At 69.2% G+C, this 23,689-nt stretch carries 28 protein-coding genes; 17 read left to right on the top strand and 11 right to left on the bottom strand.

What is annotated here, in order from left to right:
• Positions 1-184: 184 nt before the first annotated feature.
• The 15 genes from ACIBVN_RS58300 (at position 185) to ACIBVN_RS58230 (ending at position 12,598) form a co-directional block, all read left to right on the top strand.
• Entirely contained in the window at positions 185-1,015 is an 831-nt protein-coding gene (locus tag ACIBVN_RS58300) for an alpha/beta hydrolase (RefSeq protein ID WP_397151147.1), read from the top strand.
• A 427-nt stretch (positions 1,016-1,442) separates the two neighbouring features.
• Positions 1,443-1,655: an amino acid synthesis family protein gene (locus tag ACIBVN_RS58295; RefSeq protein WP_397151145.1), complete on the top strand. Its 213-nt coding sequence runs from the start codon at positions 1,443-1,445 to the stop codon at positions 1,653-1,655.
• A 121-nt stretch (positions 1,656-1,776) separates the two neighbouring features.
• Positions 1,777-2,361 carry an amino acid synthesis family protein gene (locus tag ACIBVN_RS58290; RefSeq protein WP_397151143.1) on the top strand — a complete coding sequence of 195 codons (585 nt, stop codon included), beginning with the start codon at positions 1,777-1,779 and terminating at the stop codon, positions 2,359-2,361.
• Positions 2,358-3,560: an amidohydrolase family protein gene (locus ACIBVN_RS58285; protein ID WP_397151141.1), complete on the top strand. Its 1,203-nt coding sequence runs from the start codon at positions 2,358-2,360 to the stop codon at positions 3,558-3,560. The genes ACIBVN_RS58290 and ACIBVN_RS58285 overlap by 4 nt, the downstream gene beginning before the upstream one ends.
• Positions 3,561-3,599: 39 nt before the next feature.
• Entirely contained in the window at positions 3,600-3,812 is a 213-nt protein-coding gene (locus ACIBVN_RS58280) for a ferredoxin (RefSeq protein ID WP_397151139.1), read from the top strand.
• Positions 3,809-4,993 (top strand): NAD(P)/FAD-dependent oxidoreductase, encoded by a 1,185-nt coding sequence (locus ACIBVN_RS58275; protein ID WP_397151137.1) that lies wholly within the window; start codon positions 3,809-3,811, stop codon positions 4,991-4,993. Before ACIBVN_RS58280 ends, ACIBVN_RS58275 begins: the two co-directional genes overlap by 4 nt.
• 28 nt (positions 4,994-5,021) lie before the next feature.
• Positions 5,022-6,167 carry an alpha/beta hydrolase family protein gene (locus ACIBVN_RS58270; RefSeq protein ID WP_397151135.1) on the top strand — a complete coding sequence of 382 codons (1,146 nt, stop codon included), beginning with the start codon at positions 5,022-5,024 and terminating at the stop codon, positions 6,165-6,167.
• Positions 6,168-6,270: 103 nt separating this feature from the next.
• Positions 6,271-6,519: a hypothetical protein gene (locus ACIBVN_RS58265; RefSeq protein WP_397151133.1), complete on the top strand. Its 249-nt coding sequence runs from the start codon at positions 6,271-6,273 to the stop codon at positions 6,517-6,519.
• Positions 6,519-7,361, top strand: coding sequence for a hypothetical protein (locus ACIBVN_RS58260; RefSeq protein ID WP_397151131.1), 843 nt, complete (start codon positions 6,519-6,521; stop codon positions 7,359-7,361). Before ACIBVN_RS58265 ends, ACIBVN_RS58260 begins: the two co-directional genes overlap by 1 nt.
• Positions 7,362-7,401: 40 nt before the next feature.
• The gene (locus ACIBVN_RS58255; RefSeq protein WP_397151129.1) at positions 7,402-8,430 is read left to right on the top strand and encodes a dihydrodipicolinate synthase family protein; all 1,029 of its coding nucleotides are present in this window, start codon (positions 7,402-7,404) and stop codon (positions 8,428-8,430) included.
• Between the two features lie 20 nt (positions 8,431-8,450).
• Positions 8,451-9,770 carry an aromatic ring-hydroxylating dioxygenase subunit alpha gene (locus ACIBVN_RS58250; RefSeq protein ID WP_397151127.1) on the top strand — a complete coding sequence of 440 codons (1,320 nt, stop codon included), beginning with the start codon at positions 8,451-8,453 and terminating at the stop codon, positions 9,768-9,770.
• Positions 9,771-9,778: 8 nt separating this feature from the next.
• Positions 9,779-10,297 carry an aromatic-ring-hydroxylating dioxygenase subunit beta gene (locus ACIBVN_RS58245; RefSeq protein WP_397151125.1) on the top strand — a complete coding sequence of 173 codons (519 nt, stop codon included), beginning with the start codon at positions 9,779-9,781 and terminating at the stop codon, positions 10,295-10,297.
• A 30-nt stretch (positions 10,298-10,327) separates the two neighbouring features.
• A complete protein-coding gene (locus tag ACIBVN_RS58240; RefSeq protein WP_397151123.1) occupies positions 10,328-10,603 on the top strand; it encodes a hypothetical protein in 276 nt (91 codons plus the stop codon).
• Positions 10,600-11,376, top strand: a complete 777-nt coding sequence (locus tag ACIBVN_RS58235) for an SDR family NAD(P)-dependent oxidoreductase (protein WP_397151121.1) — start codon at positions 10,600-10,602, stop codon at positions 11,374-11,376. Before ACIBVN_RS58240 ends, ACIBVN_RS58235 begins: the two co-directional genes overlap by 4 nt.
• Positions 11,377-11,389: 13 nt before the next feature.
• The gene (locus ACIBVN_RS58230) at positions 11,390-12,598 is read left to right on the top strand and encodes an MFS transporter (protein WP_397151119.1); all 1,209 of its coding nucleotides are present in this window, start codon (positions 11,390-11,392) and stop codon (positions 12,596-12,598) included.
• 8 nt (positions 12,599-12,606) lie between these two features.
• Here the strand turns inward: ACIBVN_RS58230 and ACIBVN_RS58225 are convergent, their stop codons facing one another.
• Positions 12,607-13,677, bottom strand: coding sequence for a LuxR C-terminal-related transcriptional regulator (locus ACIBVN_RS58225; protein ID WP_397151117.1), 1,071 nt, complete (start codon positions 13,675-13,677; stop codon positions 12,607-12,609).
• Between the two features lie 144 nt (positions 13,678-13,821).
• Between ACIBVN_RS58225 and ACIBVN_RS58220 the strand changes: the two genes are divergently transcribed.
• Positions 13,822-15,051: an NAD(P)/FAD-dependent oxidoreductase gene (locus tag ACIBVN_RS58220; protein ID WP_397151115.1), complete on the top strand. Its 1,230-nt coding sequence runs from the start codon at positions 13,822-13,824 to the stop codon at positions 15,049-15,051.
• 122 nt (positions 15,052-15,173) lie between these two features.
• Here ACIBVN_RS58220 and ACIBVN_RS58215 read toward each other — a convergent pair whose 3' ends face one another.
• From ACIBVN_RS58215 to ACIBVN_RS58170, 10 genes are all read right to left on the bottom strand, one after another.
• Entirely contained in the window at positions 15,174-15,806 is a 633-nt protein-coding gene (locus ACIBVN_RS58215; protein WP_397151113.1) for a response regulator, read from the bottom strand.
• On the bottom strand, positions 15,803-17,839 hold the full coding sequence (locus tag ACIBVN_RS58210; RefSeq protein WP_397151111.1) for a sensor histidine kinase: 2,037 nt from the start codon (positions 17,837-17,839) through the stop codon (positions 15,803-15,805). The genes ACIBVN_RS58215 and ACIBVN_RS58210 overlap by 4 nt, the downstream gene beginning before the upstream one ends.
• Positions 17,840-17,876: 37 nt before the next feature.
• Complete coding sequence (locus tag ACIBVN_RS58205; RefSeq protein ID WP_397151109.1) at positions 17,877-18,566, bottom strand: hypothetical protein; 690 nt, start codon at positions 18,564-18,566, stop codon at positions 17,877-17,879.
• 565 nt (positions 18,567-19,131) lie between these two features.
• Positions 19,132-19,662: a hypothetical protein gene (locus tag ACIBVN_RS58200; protein WP_397151107.1), complete on the bottom strand. Its 531-nt coding sequence runs from the start codon at positions 19,660-19,662 to the stop codon at positions 19,132-19,134.
• A complete protein-coding gene (locus ACIBVN_RS58195) occupies positions 19,659-19,901 on the bottom strand; it encodes a hypothetical protein (protein ID WP_397151106.1) in 243 nt (80 codons plus the stop codon). Before ACIBVN_RS58195 ends, ACIBVN_RS58200 begins: the two co-directional genes overlap by 4 nt.
• Positions 19,902-19,913: 12 nt before the next feature.
• Entirely contained in the window at positions 19,914-20,942 is a 1,029-nt protein-coding gene (locus tag ACIBVN_RS58190) for a type IV secretory system conjugative DNA transfer family protein (protein WP_397151104.1), read from the bottom strand.
• Positions 20,943-21,141: 199 nt separating this feature from the next.
• Complete coding sequence (locus ACIBVN_RS58185; protein ID WP_397151102.1) at positions 21,142-21,357, bottom strand: hypothetical protein; 216 nt, start codon at positions 21,355-21,357, stop codon at positions 21,142-21,144.
• Positions 21,358-21,398: 41 nt separating this feature from the next.
• On the bottom strand, positions 21,399-22,181 hold the full coding sequence (locus ACIBVN_RS58180) for a hypothetical protein (protein WP_397151100.1): 783 nt from the start codon (positions 22,179-22,181) through the stop codon (positions 21,399-21,401).
• Positions 22,182-22,244: 63 nt separating this feature from the next.
• A complete protein-coding gene (locus ACIBVN_RS58175; protein ID WP_397151098.1) occupies positions 22,245-22,742 on the bottom strand; it encodes a hypothetical protein in 498 nt (165 codons plus the stop codon).
• Positions 22,743-22,907: 165 nt separating this feature from the next.
• Entirely contained in the window at positions 22,908-23,186 is a 279-nt protein-coding gene (locus ACIBVN_RS58170) for a hypothetical protein (protein WP_397151096.1), read from the bottom strand.
• Between the two features lie 21 nt (positions 23,187-23,207).
• Between ACIBVN_RS58170 and ACIBVN_RS58165 the strand changes: the two genes are divergently transcribed.
• Positions 23,208-23,453 carry a hypothetical protein gene (locus ACIBVN_RS58165; protein ID WP_397151094.1) on the top strand — a complete coding sequence of 82 codons (246 nt, stop codon included), beginning with the start codon at positions 23,208-23,210 and terminating at the stop codon, positions 23,451-23,453.
• Positions 23,454-23,689: the final 236 nt, after the last annotated feature.

Raw genomic sequence — 23,689 nt, 5'->3', positions numbered from 1 at the left:
AACTGTGATCTTGGTCGACACTGTTCTAGCAGGGGCTCTGTTGCTGTTTCCGCCGATTTGACGACACCACGAAATCGCTAACTAAGTGGTCTTGGATCTAGCCCTGGCGCGGCAGGGTCCCAAGACCCAGAATTGCCCCAAGCAGGTGACGCAGAATCGCGTGATCCCCCGGGAATATGGACACATGCCAAACGAGATCGCCGCTATGGCAACTGAAGTTGTCGATGGAATCGCGCTAACCCATGTCGAACCGGTTGGCGGGGCCAGCCACGCCAACCCGATCGTCTTCGTCCACGGCGGCTGCCATGGCGCGTGGTGCTTTGCTCACTGGCAGAGTTGGTTCGCCGCGCGCGGCTGGCGCAATGTCGCGTTGGACTGGCGCTCACACGGCTCCTCGGAACCCATGGAGCAGCGGGAGTGGCTCGGGCGTCCCATCACTGCAGTCGCCGAGGACGTCGAAGTCGCGGTCGCGCGCCTGGCTGAGACGACCGACGCTGCACCGATCGTCGTCGGACAAAGCATGGGGGGACTCGCCACGTTGACCTACGCTGCCACCACTGGTCGAGACTTGGCTGCGATCGCGCTCTTGGCGCCGGTGTTGCCGGGGCGGTTTGCTCCCGAACCGGTGGATCTCGAGATCGACATGGACCAGCCGTGGGGGCCGCCGCCGCTGGAGATGGCGCACCAGCTGTTCTGGCCGGGCGTCGACGAGGAGGCTGCGAAGAAGTACTACGCGTTGCTCCAACCGGAATCGCCAGCGGCCGTCTGGCAGGCGACACGCTGGTCTGCTGAGGTCGACGTCGACGCGGTCCGGGCGCCGTCACTCGTGGTCGCCGCCGGAGATGACGTTCTCGCGCCGGCCGACCACGTTCGTGCCCTCGGCCGCGTCCTCGGGGCGTACGAGGTCTATCGCGAGGACGCCGGCCACTGTCTGTCGCTCGACCCGGTCTGGGAGGAAATCACCGAGCAGATCGAAGCCTGGCTTCGGGACGTCGTCACAGGATCGCAGCGGTAGCTCCGGCGGGATTGACGAAAGCCTCGACCGTCTGCGTTCGGAACAGGCATCGCTGGTCCGCCTGCCCAGCACACGACGGAAACGATGACCGCCGCCAACGACGGGGCGAGCTGGACAGATGGCCCGGAGAGGCCCGTCCACCTCTTGCTCGCCGACCGGTTCAGCCCGAAGAGCCTTGATCCGCCTCCGCCGTCGATGTTGGACTGCCTCAGCCTGCGCAATCGACGCTGGGCACGAACCGCACCCCCGTCCTCGTACTGAACCTGGCCCGGGTCCTGCAGGACGGCGGCGCGGTGCGCACCGGCGTCCACGATCTCGGACCGTAGGGGCGGTGACCGAGGGGCCGCGTCCCTCGGTCGGGTGTAATTGCCGGGCGTCCTCAGCTCACGGCGAGTCGTCGTCCAGCCAAGGCGCAGCCTTCTGTTGCATGCGCCTGCCTGTCGAGAAGCGCGGTGGGACAGGGAGCGTCGTCGACATCCCGTTGAAGCACATCACCGATGCCACGATCCGCTCCCACCACAAGACTGTCGAGGTCCGGATCAGCGACGCGCCGCATCCCGACGAGATCGTGGTCGCGTTGGCTGCCGCCGCCCAGGGGCGCCCGCAGCAGCGCCTGGCGCCCCTCTCCACCGAGCAGTGAGGCGGTCTCAGCTGTGAATTCACCCGGCAGAGGGACGCAGTCGTGGCCTTCGGATTGCCATCGTTCAGGTGCGGCGCCGGACCGGCACCGCACGACGTCTATTCAATGTTGAGGAGCAGTCGTGGCTGAGCCACTCGCGATACGCAAGGTGTTCTCACAGGTGGAGGAGGTGCGCTCCGCTGCCGGCGCGTCCGACGACGGCGGTCCGTTGCGTCGCGTCGCGGTTTGCGTGGTCGTGAAGAACCCGTACGCGGGCCAGGGGTACGTCGAGGACCTGTCGGCGCTGGTCGAGGCGTCGGGCGAGATCGGCACCATGCTCGGAAAGGAGGCGGCCCGCCTCCTCGGGGACCCCGTGGAGAGCTACGGCAAGGCGGGCTTGGTCGGCAGCGACGGCGAGCAGGAGCACGTGAACGCAGCGGTCACCTCGGTGTTCGGCAACGCCTTCCGCGACGCCATCGGCGGCGGCGAGGCCTGGATCACATCGGTGACGAAGCCGGCGGCGCCAGGCGAGGTCATCGACGTCCCGCTCGCCTACAAGGACGAGGTCTGGGTCCGCAGCCACTACGACGCCCTCGCCGTGCGCATCCCGGACGCTCCTCACCCCGACGAGATCGTCGTCATCGCGGCGGTCGCGAACCGCGGCCGACTCAACGCTCGCGTCGGCGGCATGACCGCCGAGGAGGCGAAGGCGAAGGCAGCACGATGAGCCGTTCCCTCGCCGTGGTCGGGGCCGGCGCGGTCTTCTCCGGCGATCAAGAGAATCCAATGCTCGACGGCGTCGACACGGTCATCGCGACAGACGGCACGATCTCCGCGGTCGGCCGCCGCGACGAGCTTGAGGCCGAGGTCGCCGCCGCCGACCAGGTGGTCGACGCCAACGGCGCGACCGTGGCGCCGGGACTCATCGACTCCCACTGTCATGTCGTCCTCGGCGACTACACGCCGCGCCAGAAGACCGTCGACTTCCTCGCCAGCTACGTCCACGGCGGCATCACCTCGGTGGTGTCGCCGGGTGAGATCCATGCCCAGGGCCGTCCGCACACCGCCGCCGGGGTCAAGGCGCTGGCGATCGCGGCCAAGACCTGCTTCGACAACTTTCACCCCGGCGGCATGACCGTGCACGCCGGGTCCGTGGTGCTCGAGCCGACGCTCACCGACGACGACTTCGCCGACCTCCAGGATGCCGGCGTACGGCTCGCGAAGTTCGGATTCGGCCTGTACGACGATCCCGCCGACGGCTTCGCGCAGGTCCGTTCGGCGCAGGCCCACGGCATCACAGTGATGTGCCACTCCGGCGGCGCCAGCATCCCCGGCAGCAAGCCGATCACGCCGGACCACCTGCTCCACCTCGCTCCCGACGTGTGCGGCCACATCAATGGCGGGCCGACGGCGCTGGCCGAGCAGGGCGTGGACCGCATCATCGAGGAGACCTCGATGGCACTCCAGCTGGTGCAGGCCGGCAACCTCCGCTCATCCATTCGGATCCTCCGCAAGTGCGTGGAAGAGGGCCGCTTCGACCGGGTCGTGATCGGATCCGACACCCCGACCGGCACCGGTGTGATGCCCCTCGGCGTCATCAAGACCGTGGCGGAGCTGAGCTCGCTGTCCGGAGTCGACCCGGCGCGCATCTGGGCGGCCGCTACCGGCAACAACGCCCGGACCTGGGGCCTCCCGGCCGGGGTGCTGGAGGTCGGCCGCGCAGCAGACCTGGTGGTCATGGACGCGCCGTGGGGATCGACCCGAGACGACGCCGCCGGTGCCCTCGCCGTGGGCGACATCCCCGGCATCACCGCCGTGATCACTCGCGGCGAGTTGCGCAACCTGACGAGCCGCAACACCCCTCGTGCCGCCCGTCTCGCCAGGGTCGAGCCACCCGTGCCCCATCTGGACACCGGCGGCCACTGACCGGCTCACCCGCCCGATCGACCGAAGGGGATGGTTCCCATGGCCTACAAGTTGGCCCTCGACGCAGACAAATGCCGGGGCTACGCGAACTGCCTCATCGAGGCGCCGGAGATCTGGGACTTCGACGAGGACACCGACACCGCCGTGCTGCGGCTGGAGCACCCGTCACAGGGGCTGCGCGCCAAGGCAGAGGCGTCGGCCCGCGGCTGCCCTGCCGGCGCGATCACGCTCGTTGACCAGGAGCGTCCGTGAGGCACGTCGCGATCGTCGGCGCGTCGCTCGCAGGAGTCAGCGCGGCCGAAGGGCTTCGCACCCGGGGTTACCAGGGCCGCATCACCCTGATCGACGCGGAGTCGCGGGCACCGTACGACAAGCCGCCGCTCTCGAAGGGAGCGCTCGCCGGCGACGTCGAGCTCCATGCCACCGCCCTGCGGCCCCCGGAGTGGTACGTCGAGAACGCGGTCGACCTCCGGCTCGGCACCCGAGTCACGGGGCTCGACGACTCGGCGCGGCAGCTGCGCACCCAAGCCGGCGAGGCGATCGAGTACGACGGACTGGTCGTGGCCACAGGCGCCACCGCCCGGCGACTCCGTGGTTGCTGCGCGCAGCCCGAGCTGCTCCACATGCTGCGTTCCGTCGACGACGCCTCCCGGCTACGCGGCGCGCTGCGTCCCGGACGGCACCTGGTTGTCGTCGGCGGCGGGTTCATCGGCCTGGAAGCCGCCGCGACCGCTCGGGGTCTCGGCGTCGAGGTCACTGTCGTGGAGACGGCACCGACCCTGCTGAGCCGCGCCTTCCCGGCCACGGTCGGCCACTGGTTCGCTGACCTCCACCAGCGCAACGGCGTGCGGGTCATCTGTGGCACCGCCGTCGAGGAGATCACGGTGGGACGGTGCGGCTACAAGGTCAGGCTGGCCGAGGAGACCCTCTCGGCCGACGTCGTGCTGACCGGCATCGGTGCAGCGCCGGCCATCGACTGGCTGTCCGGCAGCGGAGTCGAGCTCGGCAATGGCGTTCGGTGCGCGCCCGACCTGAGCACTGGCGTGCCGGGCGTCGTCGCCGCCGGTGACGTCGCGCACTGGTACAACGAGGCCCTCGGCGAGTCGATGCGCGTCGAGCACTGGACGAACGCCGTCGAGCAGGGCCGCCACGCCGTCGGCACGTTGCTCGGCGACCGCGAGGCCTACCGCGCCGTCCCCTACTTCTGGACCGATCAGCACGACGCCAAGGTCCGCTTCGTCGGGCGCGCCGCCGCCACCGACGACGTCGCGATCGGGCGACCGAAGGACGGGTCGCTGATCGCGCTCTTCGGCAGGAACGGCGTGCTCCGCGGTGCCGCCTGCATCAACGCCGCACGCGAACTCGGGACCTTTCGCGCGGCCATCGACGATCGGGTCGCGTGGCACGACGCGGTGTCCACGCTGCCCACCTGAGACCCCACCCACCACCGAAGGAGCCCACATGACCCAGCAGACCACCAGCGCCAACCTCGACGCGCTGTCGACGATCGAGCTGTTCCCCCAGGACGAGGACTGGTCCATCCAAACGATGCGGCTGCTCGCGCAGGTCGCCGTCGGCGGCGCCGACCTCTTCGAGTGCGCCCGCACTGCGGCGCGCATCGGCACCGAGACCACCGACGGAGAGGTCTGGTGGCGTGAGTGGAACCGCACAGCCGAGGAGATCGCCGCGCAGGGCGAGGCCGCACTCGAGCGCGGCGACATCACCACCGGGCGCCGCGCACTCTTCCGCTCTTGCGGCTACTACCGCCACTCGGAGTTCTTCCTGACCTCCGACGACCCTCGCCGCACCGAGGCGTACAACAACGGCCGCACCAACTTCCGTCGAGCCGCCGCGCTCACCGACGGCCTGATCGAGCAGATCGAGGTGCCGTTCGAAGGCAAGACCATGGAGGGATACGTCGTCCGCCCCGACAACACGGGCAAGAAGCGGCCGACCGTGCTGTTCCTGGGGGGCGCGGACTCCTGGGCCGAGGAGCTGTATTTCCTCGGCGGCACCGAGTTCCCGGCGCGCGACATGAACGTCGTTATGGTCGACACCCCCGGCCGCGGGAGCTCGCTCCGGTTCAAGGAGATGTACAGCCGACCCGACTACGAAGTGCCGGTCAAGGCGGTCCTCGACTTCCTCGAGCAGCGCGACGACGTCGACCCGGACCGTTTCGGGCTCGCCGGCGTCAGCTTCGGCGGCTACTACGCGCCGCGCGCCGCAGCCTTCGAGCCCCGGGTCAAGGCGGTCGCCGCCTGGTGCGGCACCTGGAGCATCCTGACCGACTTCTACGAGTGGTACCCCCCGCTGCAGCAGCAGCTCCAGTGGCTCTCCGGCTCGAAGGACGCCGCCGAGGCCCGAGAGAAGCTGGCCGAGTTCACGCTCGACGGGGTCGCCGACAAGATCGACGTGCCGGTCTATGTCATGCACGGCACCGACGACATCATCATGGACGTCAAGGGCGCCCAGCGCTTCGTCGAGGCTCTCACCGTCGACGACGTCACGGTCGACATCTACGACGGCGCCGGCTCGCTGCACTGCAGCTACGACTACTTCTCGGTCGCCACGGCCCGGCTCACGGACTGGTTCGCCCACCGCATCTGACCGCCGTGCTGATCCGCGCATCGCCCAGACCCGATTGGACCCGGACGGGTGATGCCGCGGAACCGGCCCGATTTCTAGGCTCGATCTACAGGAGGGAGACCGCATGTACAAGCTGCACAAGCTGCTGTGGGACATCCGCCGGGACGCCCCGACCAAGGAGCGATACCTGGCAGATGCGGACGCGGTGCTCGACGACTACGGCATCGACGGCGACTTCCGCGGGTTCATGCGCGACCTGGACTTCAAGTCCATGTACGAGCGAGGCATCAACCCCTACCTCCTGTATTTCTGCGCGATCCAGCTCGAAGTCGACCGCGCCGACTACTACGCCCAGATCCGCGGAGAGAAGTGATGGCAACAGCAGGAAAGGTCGTGGGCGCCTTCACCGCGTCCCACTCGCCAGGCATCACCGGCTGGCCCGAGCGGGCCGAGCCCGCCCAGCGGGAGTCGGTCGAGTCGGCGTACCAGGAAGTCGCCCGGCGGATCGCCGCGCTCGAACCGGACGCGGTGATCGCAGTCTCGGTCGAGCACTTCACCAACTTCCACCTCGGTAACCTGCCCGCGTTCGCGATCGCCACTGGCGAGTCCTACCTCGGCCCGGTCACCGCCGAGATGAGTGCGTTCCTCAACGTCGAGCAGCACCAGTACCCCGGCCACGCCGCCCTCGGTCGCCACCTGTACGAGTTCGCGCTCGACTCGGACTTCGACCCCGCTCTGGTCGAGGGCGGCCTGGACTTCGACGAGAACTTCTGCGTGCCGTTCAAGCACCTCGACCCAGGGGCGACGTACCCGCTGGTGCCGATCATCGTCAACGGCGTCAACCCGCCGTGGCCCACTCCAAGGCGCTGCTACGACTTTGGCCGAATGGTGCGTCGCGCTGTCGAGGCGCAGACATTCGCCGAGCGGATCGTCGTCGTCGGCACCGGTGGGCTCTCGCACTGGGTGGGACTGCCCGAGTCGGGCCAGGTCAACATCGACTTCGACCACGAATTCATCCGTCGCTTCAGGGACGGAGAGCCCGAGCGGCTCACGGCGTACACCCAGGAGGAGATCGACGCGGCCGGCAACGGGGCGCACGAGATCCGCACCTGGCTGGTCGCCGCGGGCGCCGCCAGCGTCGGCTTCGACGTCCTCGCCTACGAACCCGTGCCTGCGTGGCTGACCGGCACCGCCGTCGCCGCCGCGCGGCTCTGAACCACCCATCCCCCACTACCGAACAAGGAGAAAGCACTTCATGAGCAAGCTTCCGAAGATCAGCGGCAAGGATCTCCGCGGCGTGATGTCCTACCCCCCGACCCCAGCACTGCCGGGCGCCGACCGGGTGGACGCCACCGACACGGTCGACCTCGAGGAGACCGAGCGGATGATCCGCTCCCTCATCGCCGACGGCGTCGACGCCATCGCGCTCAACGGCACCCTCGGCGAGATGGGCACGCTGACGATCGAGGAATGGCGCGCGTTCGCCGGCTGCGTGGCCGAGACGGTGCGTGACGTCAACCCGGACTTCCCGATCTTTGTTGGCGCCACCACCCTCAACACCCGCGACACCGTCTCCCGCATGCGGTTCCTGGCCGACCTAGGCATCACCGGAACCCTGCTCGGCCGGCCGATGTGGGGCGAGATGGTCGCCCCCATCATGGAGCGGTTCTACCGCGACGTGGCGGAGGCCGTGCCCGAGCTCGCGATCGTCGTCTATGACAACACCGCCGCGTTCCGGGGCATCATCCCCCGGTCGGTCTACAAGACCCTGGTGGAGCTGCCGCAGGTCGTCGCGGTGAAGTACGCCGGCGGCGCGTCGGTCGGCTTCCGCTACCACAACGACATGGCCCACACCGGCACCAACTTCCCGCTGATGCCCATCGAGACCGACTGGTTCCCGGCCTGGGAGATGTACGGCGAGGAACTCGTCGGCATGGCGTGGTCCTCCACGACCGCGATGGGCCCCGGCCCTGTGTTGGAGCTGCGCGACGCCCTGCAGCAGGGCCGCACCGACGACGCCCGTTGGCTGACCGAGCGGCTCCGGTGGGCCCACGAGCCGTTCATCGTGGGCCAGGACTTCTTCGAGTTCGCGAAGTACAACATCCCGCTGGAGAAGCTGCGGGTCAATGGCGCCGGCTACATCAACGTCGGCAGGTCCCGCGTGCCCTACACCGAGGACATGGTGCCCGAAGTGCACCTCAAGACCACCGCCGCGCACGTGGAGCGCTACGACCAGATCAAGAACGAGATCGCGGGCCGGTTTGGAGCGCGCACCTCGAAATGACTGCCGAGAAGGTGTCAACCATGACGACCTCGTGGACTGACCGGACGAGCCTGGACGGCTCGTTGCGGGACATCAGGAAGGGGATCGAGGAGGGTCGGTTCCCCGCGCGGGCGTTCAACGACCAACACATCTTCGACCTGGAGCAGGAACGGCTCTTCTCCAAGGCGTGGTGCTTCCTCGCCCATGAAACGGAGATCCCGGCTCCGGGTGACTACGTCACGCGCTACATCGGCAACAACAACATCATCGTGGCGCGCGACGAGCACGGACAGATCTCGGCGAACCTCAACATGTGCCGACACCGAGGCAACCTGCTCTGCAAGTCCGAACTCGGCAACGCCTCGCACTTCCGCTGCTCCTACCACGGCTGGATCTACAAGAACTCCGGCGAGCTGATCGGCGTGCCCTACATGAAGGAGGGATACGAGGGGCGGCTCAAGCGGAAGGACTGGGGCCTGGTCAACGTACGGGTCGACAGCTACGCCGGGCTCGTCTTCGGCTGCCTCGACCCTGGCGCGCCGAGCTTGGAGGACTACCTAGGCGGTTTCCAGTTCTACCTCGACTTCTACCTCAAGCAAGGAACTGCGGGCAGCGAGGTGCACGGCCCTCCCGACCACTGGGTGGCCGACACGGACTGGAAGATCTGCGCGGAGAACTTTGCCGGCGACGGCTACCACACACCGGTCGCCCACCAGTGGGGCTTCAACCTGGGCTACTTCCCGTCCTCGGGGTCGACCCACAGCCAGGGCTGGGCGGCGAGCATCCCCGGGCTCGGTCACGGCATCGGGCTGGGCCACAGCCCGAACTTCCCGGCGTTCGGCGGCTTCCCGGATGAACTGGTCGAGGAGATGCGGGAGGCCTTCACCCCGGAGCAGGTGGAGGTGTTCTCCAAGGTGCGCACCGCGGTCGGCACCGTCTTTCCCAACCTGTCCTTCCTCATGCAGCCGTTCAGCCTGACTCCGGGCGAGCCGGGCGTGCGCTTCGTGACGATGCGGCTGTATCACCCGGTAGGCCCCGGGCGGATGGAGATGTACTCCTGGTGCCTGGTGCCCAAGGGCGCGTCGCACGAGTACAAGGAGGCGGCGTACCAGGCCTACACCCTGGCGTTCGGGCAGGCCGGCACGTTCGAGCAGGACGACTTCGAGAACTGGACGAAGGTCACCCGGTCGGCCAGGTCCACCATGGTCAAGGACCTCGACTTCCCCTACATCATGGGGATGGAGAGCGATCGCGACGCGTCGTTCCGCGGGCCCGGGCACGTGGTCACGCCCTACGTCAACGACACCAACTTCCGGAACCTGTGGAGCCGGTGGGCCGACTACCTGGCGGGTGAAGCATGAGCGAGAGCATGACGACAAAGGTCGGCCGCGAAACGGTCTTCGAGATCCAGGACTTCCTCTACCGTGAGGCGCTGGCCCTGGACGAGCGACGGTTCAGAGACTGGCTGGAGTTCCTGGCCGACGACATCCGCTACGAGGTGCCGGTCCGCGTGACGAGGGAGGGGCTCGCCGACTGGGAGCTCTCGCCGACGTCACGGATCTTCGACGACACCAAAAAGACCCTGGAGGTGCGGGTCCGTCGGCTCGAGACCGACTTCGCCTGGGCCGAGCAGCCACCGTCGCGCACGCGGCACTTCGTCACCAACGTCGTCGTCGACCCGACGGACGTAGCAGACGAGTACCTCGTCTCGTCCAACTGCTTCGTCTACCGCAGCCGTGGGGACGACCCGACGCCCAGCCTCTACTCGCTGTTCCGCAAGGACACGGTGCGCCGGACGACGACGGTCACTGGCTGGCAGGTGACCCGGCGTTGGGCGGCATTGGACCAGTCGGTGATCAACGCCCACAACCTGTCCATCTTCATTTGACCCCATTACCTGGAAGGGAGGGCGACGTCCATGCCCGAGCCGAGTGATCCGGTGATCGAGCATCCGCCCATCGGAGACATGTCCGACTATCCGGTCGGCGGCGGCAACGACGGACCGATCGTGGTGGCCAACGAGTTCGCCGACGTCGTCGTACGACGGGTCGAGACCCGCAACGGCATGCGACTCGACATCTGGTCCCCCCGCCGCGGCACCCGGGTCATGCTGGACGCGGTGGCCCTGGACTGCCTGAGCTTCCAGGAGCCCGAGCTGATCACCCAGCTGCTCGCGCGGAACCCGGGTCAATGACCGGATCGCTCGCGGGGCGCCGGATCCTCGTGACCGGCGGCGGGTCGGGCATTGGCCGCGCGGTCGTCCTCGCCTATCTCGCGGCGGGTGCCATCGTGACCGTGCTTGACCGCTCCGCCGAGCACGCAGCCGCACTTCCGGGCCCCGACGACCGGCTGCAGGTGGTCGCCGGCGATGCTACCGACCCGGCGGCGCTCGCCGCTGCCGTCGACGCGGCCTCAGGAGCGGCGGGCCTGGACCACCTCACCTGTGGGGTCGGCGTCTTCGACTACTATGCCTCACTTCGCGAGCTCGACGCCGCTCAGGTCGAGGACGCGGCACTGGAGTCGTGGCGGATCAATGTGCTGAGCGTGTTCCTCGCCGTGCAGGCGGCGTACTCAGAGCTGGCGCGGGCGCGCGGCTCGGTCACGCTCACGCTCTCCGAGTCGGCCTTTCACCCGGTTGGCGGCGGGGTTCTCTACGGCAGTGCGAAGTGGGCGCTGCGAGGAGCGGTGGACCACCTCTCGGTGGACCTCGCTCCCGAGGTGCGCGTGAACGGTGTCGCGCCGGGCGGCACGACCGGAACCCGCTTCAGCGGACTCGACGCGCTCGGACAGCACCAGACCGCTGACCGAGTGCCCGGTCGTGACGAGCGCATCGCGGCCGGCACACGCCTGGCCGTGACACCGCGACCCGAGGACCACGCCGGAGCCTACGTCTATCTCGCCGACCCCGTCGCAGCGCGGGTGACGACCGGAGTCGTCATCAACTCAGACGGGGGACGACGGTTGTAAGCGACGGAGCGGCGTGGACCCGCACTCGCCGACGTTGACGCAGCAAGTCCGTCCGGGCCTGGTGCTCGCGGCGATCTTGCTGATCGCCGCGAACTTGCGAGCTCTGGTCGCGGCCGTCGGTCCCGCACTGCCGATCATTGCCGCCGACACTGGGCTGTCGGCGACCGCGCAGGGTGTGCTGGTCGCGCTACCGGTCGCCGCCTTCGCCGTCTTCTCGCCGATGACGGCTGCGGTAGCGGTACGTCGCGGCACCGAGCGAATGCTGCTGTTCGCGCTGATCGTCCTGGCCGCAGGTGCCGTCCTCCGTTCGCTGCCCGTGCCCGCCGCCGACCTGTGGCCCGTGTTCATCGGTACGGCGGCGATCGGCGGGGCGATGGCGGTCGGCAACGTGTTGCTGCCGGTACTTACCCACAAGGCGTTCCCGTCACGGGTTTCCGTCGTCACCGGCCACTACATCGCCGTCCAGAGCGTGGTGGCCGCGCTCGCCTCGATGTTGACGGTGCCGCTCGTACTCTGGCTCGGCTCGTGGCGCCTCGCCATCGGGCTATGGGGGCTGTTCGTCCTGGCCGCACTGGTCACGTGGCGGCCGAGGATGGGCGTCGCCCCGCAGCCCGCGCCCAGTGACCCCAGCGTGTCGCCGCCAACAGTCGAGCGACCGTCGGTGTGGCGCACTCCGCTCGCCTGGCAGGTCGCCACGTACTTCGGGCTGCAGTCCTCGGCCTTCTACATCCTGCTGAGCTGGCTGCCCAGCGTCGAGCAGGACATCGGTGTCAGCGCCGAGGCCGCCGGAGAGCACCTGGGGGTCTTCCTCCTGACCGGCATCGCGGCCACGCAGGTCGTTCCGATGTTCCTCCGCGGACAGGACCAACGGGCGGTCGCGATGATCCCGCCGCTCGGCGTGCTCCTCGCGATGGTCGGCCTCGTTCTCGTTCCCAGCCTGGTGGTGCTGTGGGCAGCACTCGCTGGCTTCGGTCTCAGCTGTGCGATGGTGACGTCGCTGTCCTTGATCAGCCTGCGGGCCGGACACGCCGAGCTGACCGGCCGCCTCTCGTCGATGGTGCAAGGAGCGGCGTACACCATGGTCGCTGTCGCACTGGTCGCCGCCGGTTTCGTCCGTGAGGTCATCGGCCCAGGGCGGCACGTGACCGCTCTGGTGGCCGCGGCCGCGGTGGGTCTGACGGTGCTCGGTGGCTGGGTCGGCCGGGACCGCACCCTTGCGTAGGGAGACCGCTACTCCGGCGAGCGACCCGAGGTCCAGATCAGCTGAACCAGCTCCGCACGCGTATTGACGTCCGTCTTGGCGAACACCCGCTTAAGGTGCTGCTTGACCGTGTTCTCGGTGATGAACGCTCGCGCCGCGATCTGCTTGGTGGTGAGCCCCTCGCTGACCAGCTGAGCGATCTCCTGCTCCCGGCGGGTCAGCACGTCCCACGCGGGCAGCTGGTGTGCCGCGGCCTCCTCGGCGCACGGAAAGACGAGCGTGACCGCGGTCGCGTTGCGCTCGGACAGCCGGTAGGACTTCACGATCGCCTTGCGGTTGCTCGCGCGGTCCTGCACGCTGCGGATGAAGACCCGCTTGCCGTCGTTGCGGAACTCCGACATGGCATCCGCAATGCAGTTCGTGATCGCGCCCGGCAGCGGCGCGTTGTCCGGGCCTACCTCGACATCCCAGTCGCGTCGCGCGATCCGGTTCTGGAACAGCACCTGGCCGTCCAGGTCGGTGACCACCACCGCTTGCCCCATCCGGTCCAGTGCGTTCTCGAGCGCGGTCGCGCGATGCCCCGTCGCCTCGTAGCGCATCGCTCGCTCCGTGGCGAGACCCAGCTGCTCGCTCACGGCCCGCGCCGAGCTGAGATCGCGGTCGCTGAACGACGGCATCTGCGGAGGTCGGGCGAAGTTGATCGTGCCGTAGAAGACACCCGACACGATCAGTGGCGCCTCCATCGAGTGGGCTAGTCCCTCGGTGCCGAGTGCATGGCGCGCTCCGCAGAGCTCCCACGCATCGGTAGAGACCACCCGGGAGGAGTCGATGGGGCGACGGTGCTCGACGATGAAGTCCAGCACCGGGTCGTCCTGCCGGCCGTACTCCTCGTACTCCTCCACCAGGTCACCGGCGACGGTGGCCCGTACATCGACCATGGTGCCCGCGGTGGCGTCGAGCGCGTAGAGACCGAGCGCGGCGGCGGGGATCACCCGGCCGACAGCGCCGAGGTAGGCTGCGGCCACCTCGTCCATGGTGAGTGCTGACTGCAGCGCGCCCGAGAAGCGCTGGTGTTCGCGATCCACAATTATCTCTGACATCGGGCCGACCCTCACATCCTGATCCGTGCGGGCCAACTGTCGTCGAGTCCAGCGCACACGGACCACTGTGACGCTTCGTGATGCAGCTCACCTTACGCAGGTCAAGACAGTCCGCGCTATGCCCCAAACGGGGTACGTCGAAGCATGTCGAACATACCTAGACTGGCCGAGGTCTACTGGTTCGTCGGACATCTGGTCGGGGGTGTGGGAGACGTGGATCGGATCGTTCTGGTGGGTGCGTCGTTAGCCTCGGTGCACGCGATTGACACGCTCCGCAGCAACGACTATGCCGGCGAGATCGTCCTCGTCGGCGCTGAGTCGCAGGTTCCCTACGACCGGCCGCCGCTGTCGAAAGAGGCACTGCGCACAGGTCACCACGTGTCTCCGCTCCGCGGTCCGGAGTGGTACGCCGACCGCGGCGTCCGCCTCGAACTCGGCCGGGCCGCCCGGGGTCTTCGCCCTGCAACTCGCACGGTGGTCCTCGAGGACGGGCACGAGCTCTCATACGACGGATTGGTGATCGCCACCGGTTCGAGGGTCCGCCGCCTCCGGCACGGCGACGAGCACATCTGCTACCTGAGGACGGCCGATGACGCAGCGGCGTTGAGGGAACGCCTCCGAGCAGCGACCCGTGTCGCGGTGATCGGCGGCGGCTTCCTCGGGCTCGAGGTGGCTGCCACGGCGACAGAGCTCGGGGTACACACGACGGTGATCGAGGTCGCGCCGGTGCCCATGGCTCGGGTCCTCGGCGACGAGGTGGGCGAGTGGTTCCGGCGTCTGCATGAGCGCCATGGGGTGGCGATGCTCTGTGGGAGACTGGCCACAGGCGTCGACCGCGTGGGTGAGGAGTACGTGGTCTCGGTGCCCGGCCGCGAGCCGATCAGAGCCGATCTCGTGGTCGGTGCACTCGGTGCGGTGCCGGTCGTCGATTGGCTCGCGGGTAGCGGGGTGGCCGTCTCCGACGGCGTCGTATGCGACTTCACCCTGCGAACCACCGTCCCCGACGTCGTCGCTGCCGGCGACGTGGCCCGGTGGTACAACCCCCTTTTCGACGAGGACATGCGGGTCGAGCAGTGGACCAACGCGGCGGAGCAGGGACGCCACGCCGCGCTGACACTGCTGGGAGCAGAGGACGCCTACGCCCCCGTCCCCTACTTCTGGTCCGACCAGTTCGACGCGAAGATGCGGTTCGTCGGCCGGGCCACCGCCGCCGACGAGATTGATATCGAGAACAGCACCGATCGCAGACTCGTCGCGACCTTCGCCCGCCACGGGCACCAGATCGGCGCGCTATGCGTGAATGCGCCGACCGAGCTTCCTCGGCACCGGGCCGCTATCGCAGCGCGGTCGAACTTGTCGTCACGACCGGCCTGAATGCAGCGGTGTTCGCAGGCTGGGTGCTGACGGCCGTTTCGGTCGTGTGCGTCGCCGGCGGGTTCATCACGATCTACTCGGTCTGATCAGCGCCCCGGAGACATCCGCGGTGCGCATACGGGTCAGGCCAGTCCGCCCTGGCGGGCCTTGACGATCGCCTCGGCCCGGTTGGCCACGTCAAGCTTGGTGAAGATGCTGCTGACCCGGTTGCGCACGGTCTTCTCCGACAGGTGCAGCCGCTGGGCGATGGCCTGGTTGCCCAGCCCTCCCGCGACCAGTCTCAGCACCTCACGCTCCCCGTCGGACAACTGGGGGAACGGCTTGGCCACCACGCCCGAGCCGGCGTTGAAGAACGCCTTCAGCCGTCGCGCAACGTGGGCGCCATAGACGGCCTCTCCTGCCGCCACCGCCGCGAGGGCGCGGCCGATCTCGGTGCTTCCGGCTCCTTTGAGCAGGTAGCCGAGGGCGCCGGCCTGGATCGCGGCGAACACCGCCTCGTCGTCGGCGACCATCGTCAGCATCAGCACCCGGGCGTCGGCCCACGCATCGAGGATCCGCCGGGTAGCGGTGACCCCGTCCATGCCGGGCATCTGGATGTCCATGAGGACGACGTCCGGGCGGTGCCGCAGTGCCGCCTCCACACCCACCTCGCCGTCCGGAGCCTGCGCGACGACGGTCACGTCCAATTCCTCCAGCAGCACGGCCAGCCCCATGCGGAACACCGGATGATCATCGACGAGCACGGCTGTCGTCATGCGTGGTCCCCTGGGCGAAGAGGGAGCAGGGCGGCGACCGTCGTGCCCCTGCCGGGAGCGCTTTCGAGCCGCACGGTTCCGCCGAGCTCGGCAGCGCGTTCGCGCATGCTGGCCATCCCGACGCCTGCTCGGTTCGCGGCTGGGTCGAAGCCGGTCCCGTCGTCGGACACCGTGACCGCGAGATTGTCGCCAGCCTCCCGAAGAGTGACGGTGATCTGCCGGGGAGCATCGTGTCGCAGCGCGTTGCCGACCGCTTCCTGAACGATCCGGTAGGCCGCGACCTCGACCGCGGCAGGCAATTCCAGGGAAGAGTCGAGCTCGGCGTCCACGGTGATCGACGGTATATCACCGGCCTCGGCAGCGGCGGTGGCGGCCAGGCCCGAGGAGGTCAGTGCGCCGACCAGCCCGAACTCGTCGAGTGCCGGCGGGCGGAGCCCGCGTACCAGGCGTCTTACGTCCGCGATCGCCTCGGCCGTCTGGTCGACCGCCACGCCGAGCAGACGTGCGGTCCTGCCGGTGTCGCCGCGGCCGAGCACGCGGCCGGCGGTGTCAACGGTCATCGCGATCGCGGCCAGTTGCGGTCCGAGCCCGTCGTGGAGGTCTCGGCGCAGCCGCCGGCGTTCCTCCTCACGGGTGGTCACCAGCCGGTCGCGGTTGCGCTCGAGGTGGTGGGTCAGCCGAACCGCCTGTGCGGTGCTGGCCAGCGGACCCGTCAGGGCGGCGAGCACGACCCGGTCCTGCGGGTCCAGGATCGCCGAGCCGTTACGCGGCATCGCGTGCAGGACTCCGACGCTCTCGCCGTGCAGGTCGAGGGTGAAGGAGATCGCCAGGCGGGGATCGACGTGCCCGGTGGAGGTCTCGACGTCCGCCCCGTCCGGCAGGTGAACGCTCATCGTCACGCCACGCAGCCGGAGCCCGCGGGCGACGGCGGTGGCGGCGTCACGCAGGGCCAGCCGGGGTGAGTCCGCGCCGCGGATCGCGTCGTCCACCCGGAGGAACAGGGTGTGCGGGTCGGCCCGATCGCCGTACAGCAACCGGTCGACGGCGCGCTGGACCCGGACCCGGGCCGGATGGAAGAGCAGCGCGATCGTGAACGCCGCCGTGAACGACGTGACCCGGCTCGTCTCCCCCAGAAGGCTCCCGGCCCACCCCACGACCGCGGCGTAGACCAAGGCCGCCCCGGCCAGCAGCGCCCCGGCCACCAAAGTGCGGTTGACCAGCACGTCGATGTCATAGAGCCGATAGCGGAGCGCGGCGACGACGATGCAGGCGGGGATCAGCAGGGCGGCGAACGCACGTACCCACCACGGCGCCACCGCGGTCGCGATGACGGTGGCGGCGACGCCGTACCCGATCCACGCGACCTGCCGTCGCTCCACCCCGTCAGCGCGCCGGAATCGCACCACGAGGGACGCGAGGCCGATCAGCATCAGCCCGACGCAGCCGCCCAGCAGCGACAACCCCACAGGCAGCACGACAGGTTCGATCGCGTCGATGCCCAGCGGGTTCTCCGGGACCGTCGTGAATCCCAGCTTCCGGGGTGTCACCGCGGCCACCACCGTCGCGACGGTGACGAGCCCGACGGCGACCCTCGGCAGCCGCGACCACCACCCGCCCAGCGGCCGGCCTTCGGGCAGCAGCAGCGGCAGCAGCACCGCGACCAGGCCGAGCGGCGGGATCCAGCACCAGGTCGTCAACCACGCCGCGGCGCCGGCCAGCGGCCGCGCTCCGAGACCGGTCGCCTCGCCCCACGCGGTGAAGGACAGTCCGAGGACGTAACATCCGGCGAACGCGCTGGTGGTGACGAGCAACATGCCGATCCGCCGAGACCGCTCGTGCCCGGCCAGCCAGGCACCGGCGGCGGCGTACGCGGGCGCCAGGACCGCTTCCGGCGTGCTCAGCAGCCGTTCCAGATAGCCGGTGCCGGTCAGCAGCGGCAGTGCGACCGCGGCGACGGCCGCGGCCACGGCCAGCGCCGAGGCCGACCGGGCCACCGCTACCGCCGCACGACCGGCCTGGGATTCGTCCTGCATAGGGTGGAAAGTATAGGAGTGCAGCTTGCTGTCCGGTTCAGTCACTGACGGCCGGGGTGCGTGCGGGCGTCAGCAGGATCGACCGCGCGGCGCCGATGCAGGCCAAGATCCACAACCAGTGCGCGTCGACGGGACCAGCGTTGCGCAGGCCGAAGTCCACGACCAGGAACACCAGCATGGTGAGCGAGATCCAGCGAGGCAGGGCCTTGGTGCGCAGCAGACCCGCGATCAGCACCAGCAGGCCGAGTCCGGTGCCCAGCAGGAACGGCGCCACGAACATCAGGCCCAGGAGCGGATCCGCCTCGACGCGGTCGAGCAGGGCGCCTGTCTGTACCAGGTCCGCTGCCTGACTCAGCGGCACCTGAATCAAGGACTCGACGTGCATGCCGAAGAAGCCGAACATGCCAATGAGCAGCAAGGTGACTGCCACCCGGCCGGTACGCGGCGCGCGCTGCCCCAGCAGGTGGGCCAGGGCGAGGAAGCCGATGCACATGAACGGGATCGCGAGGGTGCCGAGCGCGACGAGCACCGGGTAGGTGACGCCCGTGTCGGCGATCACCTGCAGCTTCTCCGCTCCCGTCGCGGGCTTGCCGGGCAGCAGCAGCCGCATCCCGATGGACTCGGCGCCGTTGAGCAGCGCGCCGACGAGCAGGCCCACGACCGCGAGCCGCTGGGAAACGGGGACGGTGCGGGCGGTGTGCTCGTCGTGGACAGGCAGGGTGGACATGGTTTGAGACATCGGATTCTCTTCTCTCTCGCCGGAACTCGTCGCCCGGTCACGGAAACGAGAATCCCCCGCCGACTGTCCCTGCGATGAGGGTCCGCTGTCCCGTATCCGGAGGGACAGCGGACCCTTGTGAAATAACCGGATGCGGCATCCGGATGCGCCCACCCCTGGACTGCACCCCTGCCCGCGTGTTGGTCAACGTCGATCAACCGTCGGTGGCCCGGCGTGATGGCACGCGGCGCTTGTACGTCCGTTCGTACATGGTTCTGAACTTCTCCTGTACGCCGACACCCAGGGTTTCGGGCGCTTCCCAGGCTGTCAGATGCCGATCCGGTTTTCCTCCTGCGCGCATTGGTTGATCAGCTCGGCAAGGGCTTGCCGGTCCTGCTCGGGGTGGTCTTGCAGGAGGGCGATCACCGGCGCGAGCACCTGCATCGCGGCCCTGGGCGCGATGGCGTCCCCTGACGTGACCTACTTGGCTGACAACCCCCAGATAACCCGTCAGGCAAGTTCACACAAGGCCAGTTGCCTTACTTGCCTGCCGGTTCAGACGGACCCCAGATAACTACAGCCAGCGCAGTTCCTCCAGGACCGGAGCGAGCGCGGTGCTGTCGTCGCGGCGTTGCTTGTCGGGGTGGTGGCCTTGGCCGCAGGGGCGTAGCCGGACCTCGATGCGGGTGATGGCGTTGGGCAGCCATCGGTCGAGGAATTCGGCGGCGTCGCTGGCGGTGGCTTCTTCCCCCATGTAGGCGGTTTTCCAGCAGCAGTACAGCATCGACAGGTCCTCGATGACGTCCCAGTGGCGCATCCAGCAGGGCAGGATCGCGCGTTGGGCGGAGGGCCAGGCGAACAAGACCTGGGTCAGCCAGTCGCCGAGCTCGGCGAGCCGGTCGGCCTTGTCGGTGTGCGGCATGCGCGGCCAGCACCAGGGGCGGGGCGGCTCGGTTTGCGCGCCGCGCCGGCTCGGGGGTGGCGCGGCGGCCAGGTTCGCGACAACGGCGGCGAGCTGCTCGAGTTCGGCGGCGAGGTCGGCGATGATCTCGGCGTTCGCCTCCGCCGGCGGGGTGGGATCGTCGCCGGGCGGGGTGGCCGTCATGGCTCGGGTTCGGAGGGCGTGGTGTGCCAGGGCCGGGGCGGGCGTTGCCGGCGGCTGGCGGGCGGGGCGGGTGGCCGGCCGCCGCTGTGGCCGGTCGTCGGGCCGGTGTGCTGGAGGCCGGCGCGTCCGCTCTGGCGGGGCAGGGGGACGTGTCCGTCCTTGGCGCGCCAGCGTTTGTAGTCGGCGCGCTGCCAGATGCGTTCGATGCGGACGATGGTGGGCAGGGCGTTGCGGCGCACGACCAGCGCCCGTCAGGTGCGCAGCATGCGGGCCTCCTCGGGGGGCAGTACCGGCACCATCTCCCAGCGGCGGGTGCGCATGCGTTTGCCGGAGCCGTCGACGGAGGTCTCCCAGTACGGCAGGGCGATCTGGCCGCAGAGTTTCGACATGGTCTCGACGTCGTCGGGGTCGGAGGTGGCGCCGAACAGCATTTTGGCCTTGGTGTTGTTCCAGATGGTCTTCGCGCCGTGGGGTCCCCAGCGCTCTTCGAACTGGGACCAGGACTGGCCGCCGACCACGAAGCAGAATCCGGATCCTGCGGCGGTGGCCAGCCATTTGGGCAGGTGCGGGATCGGGCAGATCTCGGGGGCCTCGTCCAGGAGGAAGGTGACGGGCGGGTCCATGCGGCGGTTGGAGCGGCGGGAGGCGAGCTGGCGGGCGGTGTGGTGGATCTCGGCCACGAGGGCGGTGAACAGGATGGGTGTGCCGGGGTTGTGGCCATCTCCGGAGATCAGGTAGAGGGTTTCGCGGCGGCGCAGCAGCTCTTCCAGGTCGAGGCCCTCGCCGGGTGGCGGGCACAGCGTCCAGGCGGTGGCCGGGTCGTCCATGCATTGCAGGACTTGGCGCAGGGTGAGGTAGATGCTGTCGCGGGTGCGGACGTGCAGGGCGTAGTAGCGGCGCACCTGGGCGGCGGCGCGGTCGGTGTTGAGGCCGGGCCGGCTCAGGATCGTTAGCGGGGTGGGGTCCTCATCCAGCGCCCAGGCGTCCACCTCGGCCATGCTCAGTCCTTCGAGCGCGGCGGCGTGCATCAGGGCGGCCAGCACCATGGCTGCTTTGTTGGTCCAAAATCCTTGGTCGGACAGGCCGCCGGTGTCGGTGGCGGCCACCTTGGTCGCGGCTCGGCGGATCGCGGTGACCGGGTCTTGGCAGCCCTCGATGGGCGACCAGCGCACGTTGCCCTGCAGTTCGCCGACCTGTTCCGGGTTGAACAGGTGCACGCGGCCGTGCCGCAGCCCGGCTGTTTGTTCCACGATGTCGTCGCGGACGCTGGTGACGATCACGGCTCCGGGCGTCGATGACGCGGCCCGCCAGGTGCGCGGTCTTGCCCTCCTTTTGCGGAGCCAAGCACAGAACGTTGTCCTCGAGGGTGGCGTAGACGCGCCATCGCAGGATCCAGCCTTGGGCCCAGCCGAGGAAGATGGCGATCTCCCGGGGGTGCACCACGCGCCGGATCCACCAGGTGCGCAGGGAGGGGCGGGCCTAGCGGGCGGCCTTACGGGCGGCGGGCAGTCCGTAGTGCCGATACAGCTCCAGCCGGCGGGCGTAGCCCCGGCCCGGGTACATGCGCCACAGCAGCCGCCAGCGCAGCGCCAGCCCGTGACGGCGGCGGGGGTCGCGCAGCCGGTCCACGGCCAGCAAGCCGGTCAGGGTGATGGCGAGCGCGGCCGCGGCGGCCGCCAGCAGCCCGCCCGTCACCGGCCGCCTCGGCGGCCGGTCGTGCGTTCGTGGGGCACGGGTCAGCCTTTCGGGGGGTCGTCGTGGCAGTCGCCCCAGGTATGACAGGTGGGCCAGGAGCGGGCACGGCCGGTCGGCCGCGAGCCGCGGCCGGGTGGCTCCTCCGGCCCACCCGCGTGCCGGGTGCGCTCCGGTTTCGGCGGGAGGGTCACCTTCTTGGTGACGGTCACGGTCGACCGCGGCTGGGGCGCCGACGTGACGAACGGCCGGGCCGGCCGGGCCGTGACGCGGCGCGATGGGCTCGGCGAGGAAGCGCGGGAGGGGGTGCGGGCCGGTGTCGCGCTGGGGCTGGGCGTGCGGCGGGGCGTCGGCGTCCAGCGGGGAGTCTGCCAGGGGATGGGCTGCCGGGTAGGCGGGTCTTGGACGTGGCCTGGGTCCGGTGTCTGCTCGGGCGTGGGAGAGGCCGGACCTGGGGGGAGAGCCTGCTCGGTGGCGGAGGGAATCGCCAGCCAGACGCCGAGGCCGGCGGCGACAATGAGCACGGCGATCGGAGCGATCGTCCGCCAGGTGGCGCGGGCGGGTTCCGGGCCGTACCAGTCGTCATCGTCGGGAGGCTGGATGCCCGGCAGCGGATTGTGCAGCCGGCGCCCTACCACCGGCGACACCGGCGACACGGGTGATGCGGGCCTTTCAGGGGGCGGCGGCCGCCCCTTCTCCCCCGCTGACGCGGGTTCGGCAAGGTCTTCCTCGACGGGGTAGCCGCCGTCGACGTCGGCGAAGCCGCGCGGCCCGTCGTAGTCGTCATACGGGCTGTCGCCGGGCAGGTGGGGCGGGTCGTCGGGCATCCGGCCGGTCTCCTCTCAGCAGCGACGCACGGGCTCTGACCAGAGGTTTAAGCCCTGGGGCGGTCAGGTGAGGATGAAGAGCTCGCGCACGCCCTTGGCGAGCGCGGCGATGTCTTTTTCGATCCCGACGTCCGGCGAGGCGGGGTCGAAGACCGCGGCCAGCCGGCCATGCAGGTTTTGGCTGGTCAGCATGGTCCACGTTTGGTTGGCGGCCAGGCCGGCGTCCAGGAGGCGGTAGGTCTGGGCGCCGTCAACGGCGTGGTGGCCCCACAGGGTCACGGTGGACACGCCGAGCCCGATCGCGGTGCCGACGCGGGCGTCGATGTGCGCGGTGGCGGTTTTGGCGTCCCAGCGGGAGGTGTCGCCCTCGTGGGCCAGGCCGTACTCGCGTGAGCTGATCTGCGCCGGGGTGTCCCAGCCGAGCGCCCTGATGCTCAGCCACTGCGCCTGGGTGGCCAGGGCGGGCGTGATCGCGGTGGCTTTGCCGGTCTTCGGGTCGCGCACCTGGTGCTGGGCCAGGGCACGGCCGAACAGCCCGTTGGCGATCTCGACGCGGTCCACCGCCGCGGCTTTGAGGTAGCGGTCGACGTGCTGTTTGGTGGCCAGTGTTGCGCGTCATTCGCGGTGAACGGGATGGCGTCATTGCTGGTGAACGGGTGGTGGATGAAGAGAACCCCGTCCCGGGGTGCTGGACGGGGTTCGGTGTTGGTGGTGTCGCTGGGATGTTCACTCTGTCGCGACGATTTCGGTGACGGCGGCTCGGGCGGCGGACTCGTCGACGAGGGTTTTGCCGGCGGTGTAGGTGGCGACCAGGGCCGCGCGGGCGAGGTTGTTGATCTGGCGGGGTTTGCCGCGGCCTGAGTCGTGGATGAGCGCGGTCGCGTCGTCGGAGAACAGCGGGTTGTCGCGTCCGGCGATCTTCAGGTGGTGGCGGATGTAGCCGGTGGTTTCGTCGCTGGTCATGCCGGTCATCTGGAAGCGGACGGTGATGCGCTGGTCGATCAACGGATCAGCGTCAGATGGCACATGACAGGACTGACCGAGTCCGAGACCGCCGAATACATCGGCCACCACCTCACCCAGTCAGGCCGCGACGACCCGCTGTTCACCGAGGACGCGGTCGCACTCGTCCACGAATCCAGCCGGGGCAAGCCACGCTCAATCAACAACATCGCCAAGGCCGCGCTGGTCGCCAGCTACTCCCATGGCAAGAAACTCGTCGACGAGACCGCCGCCCGCGCCGCAGTCAGCGAGGTGATCGCGACAGACTGAGCACCACGGCGACACCATGAGCACCCGACCCCGCCAGGACACCACCCCGGCGGGGTCTTTCATGTCGTCCATCTCCCCATCCGGAGTGCCGCCTACATGCTCATTTTCAGCGTCGCCCTACAACAGGTCGCGTTCGGCGAAGAGCTTGTCACTTCAAGTGTGTAAAGATCCTTTCCGGGTGATGGAGAACCCTCTTTATCTGATCCGTCCTGGGTAGGCGATATCGAGTTCGATGA

This window comes from Nonomuraea sp. NPDC049400, from assembly GCF_044466425.1.
Lineage (GTDB): Bacteria > Actinomycetota > Actinomycetes > Streptosporangiales > Streptosporangiaceae > Nonomuraea.
Note: the sequence above shows the minus strand (reverse complement) of the source record. Positions and strands in the feature narration are given on the sequence as shown.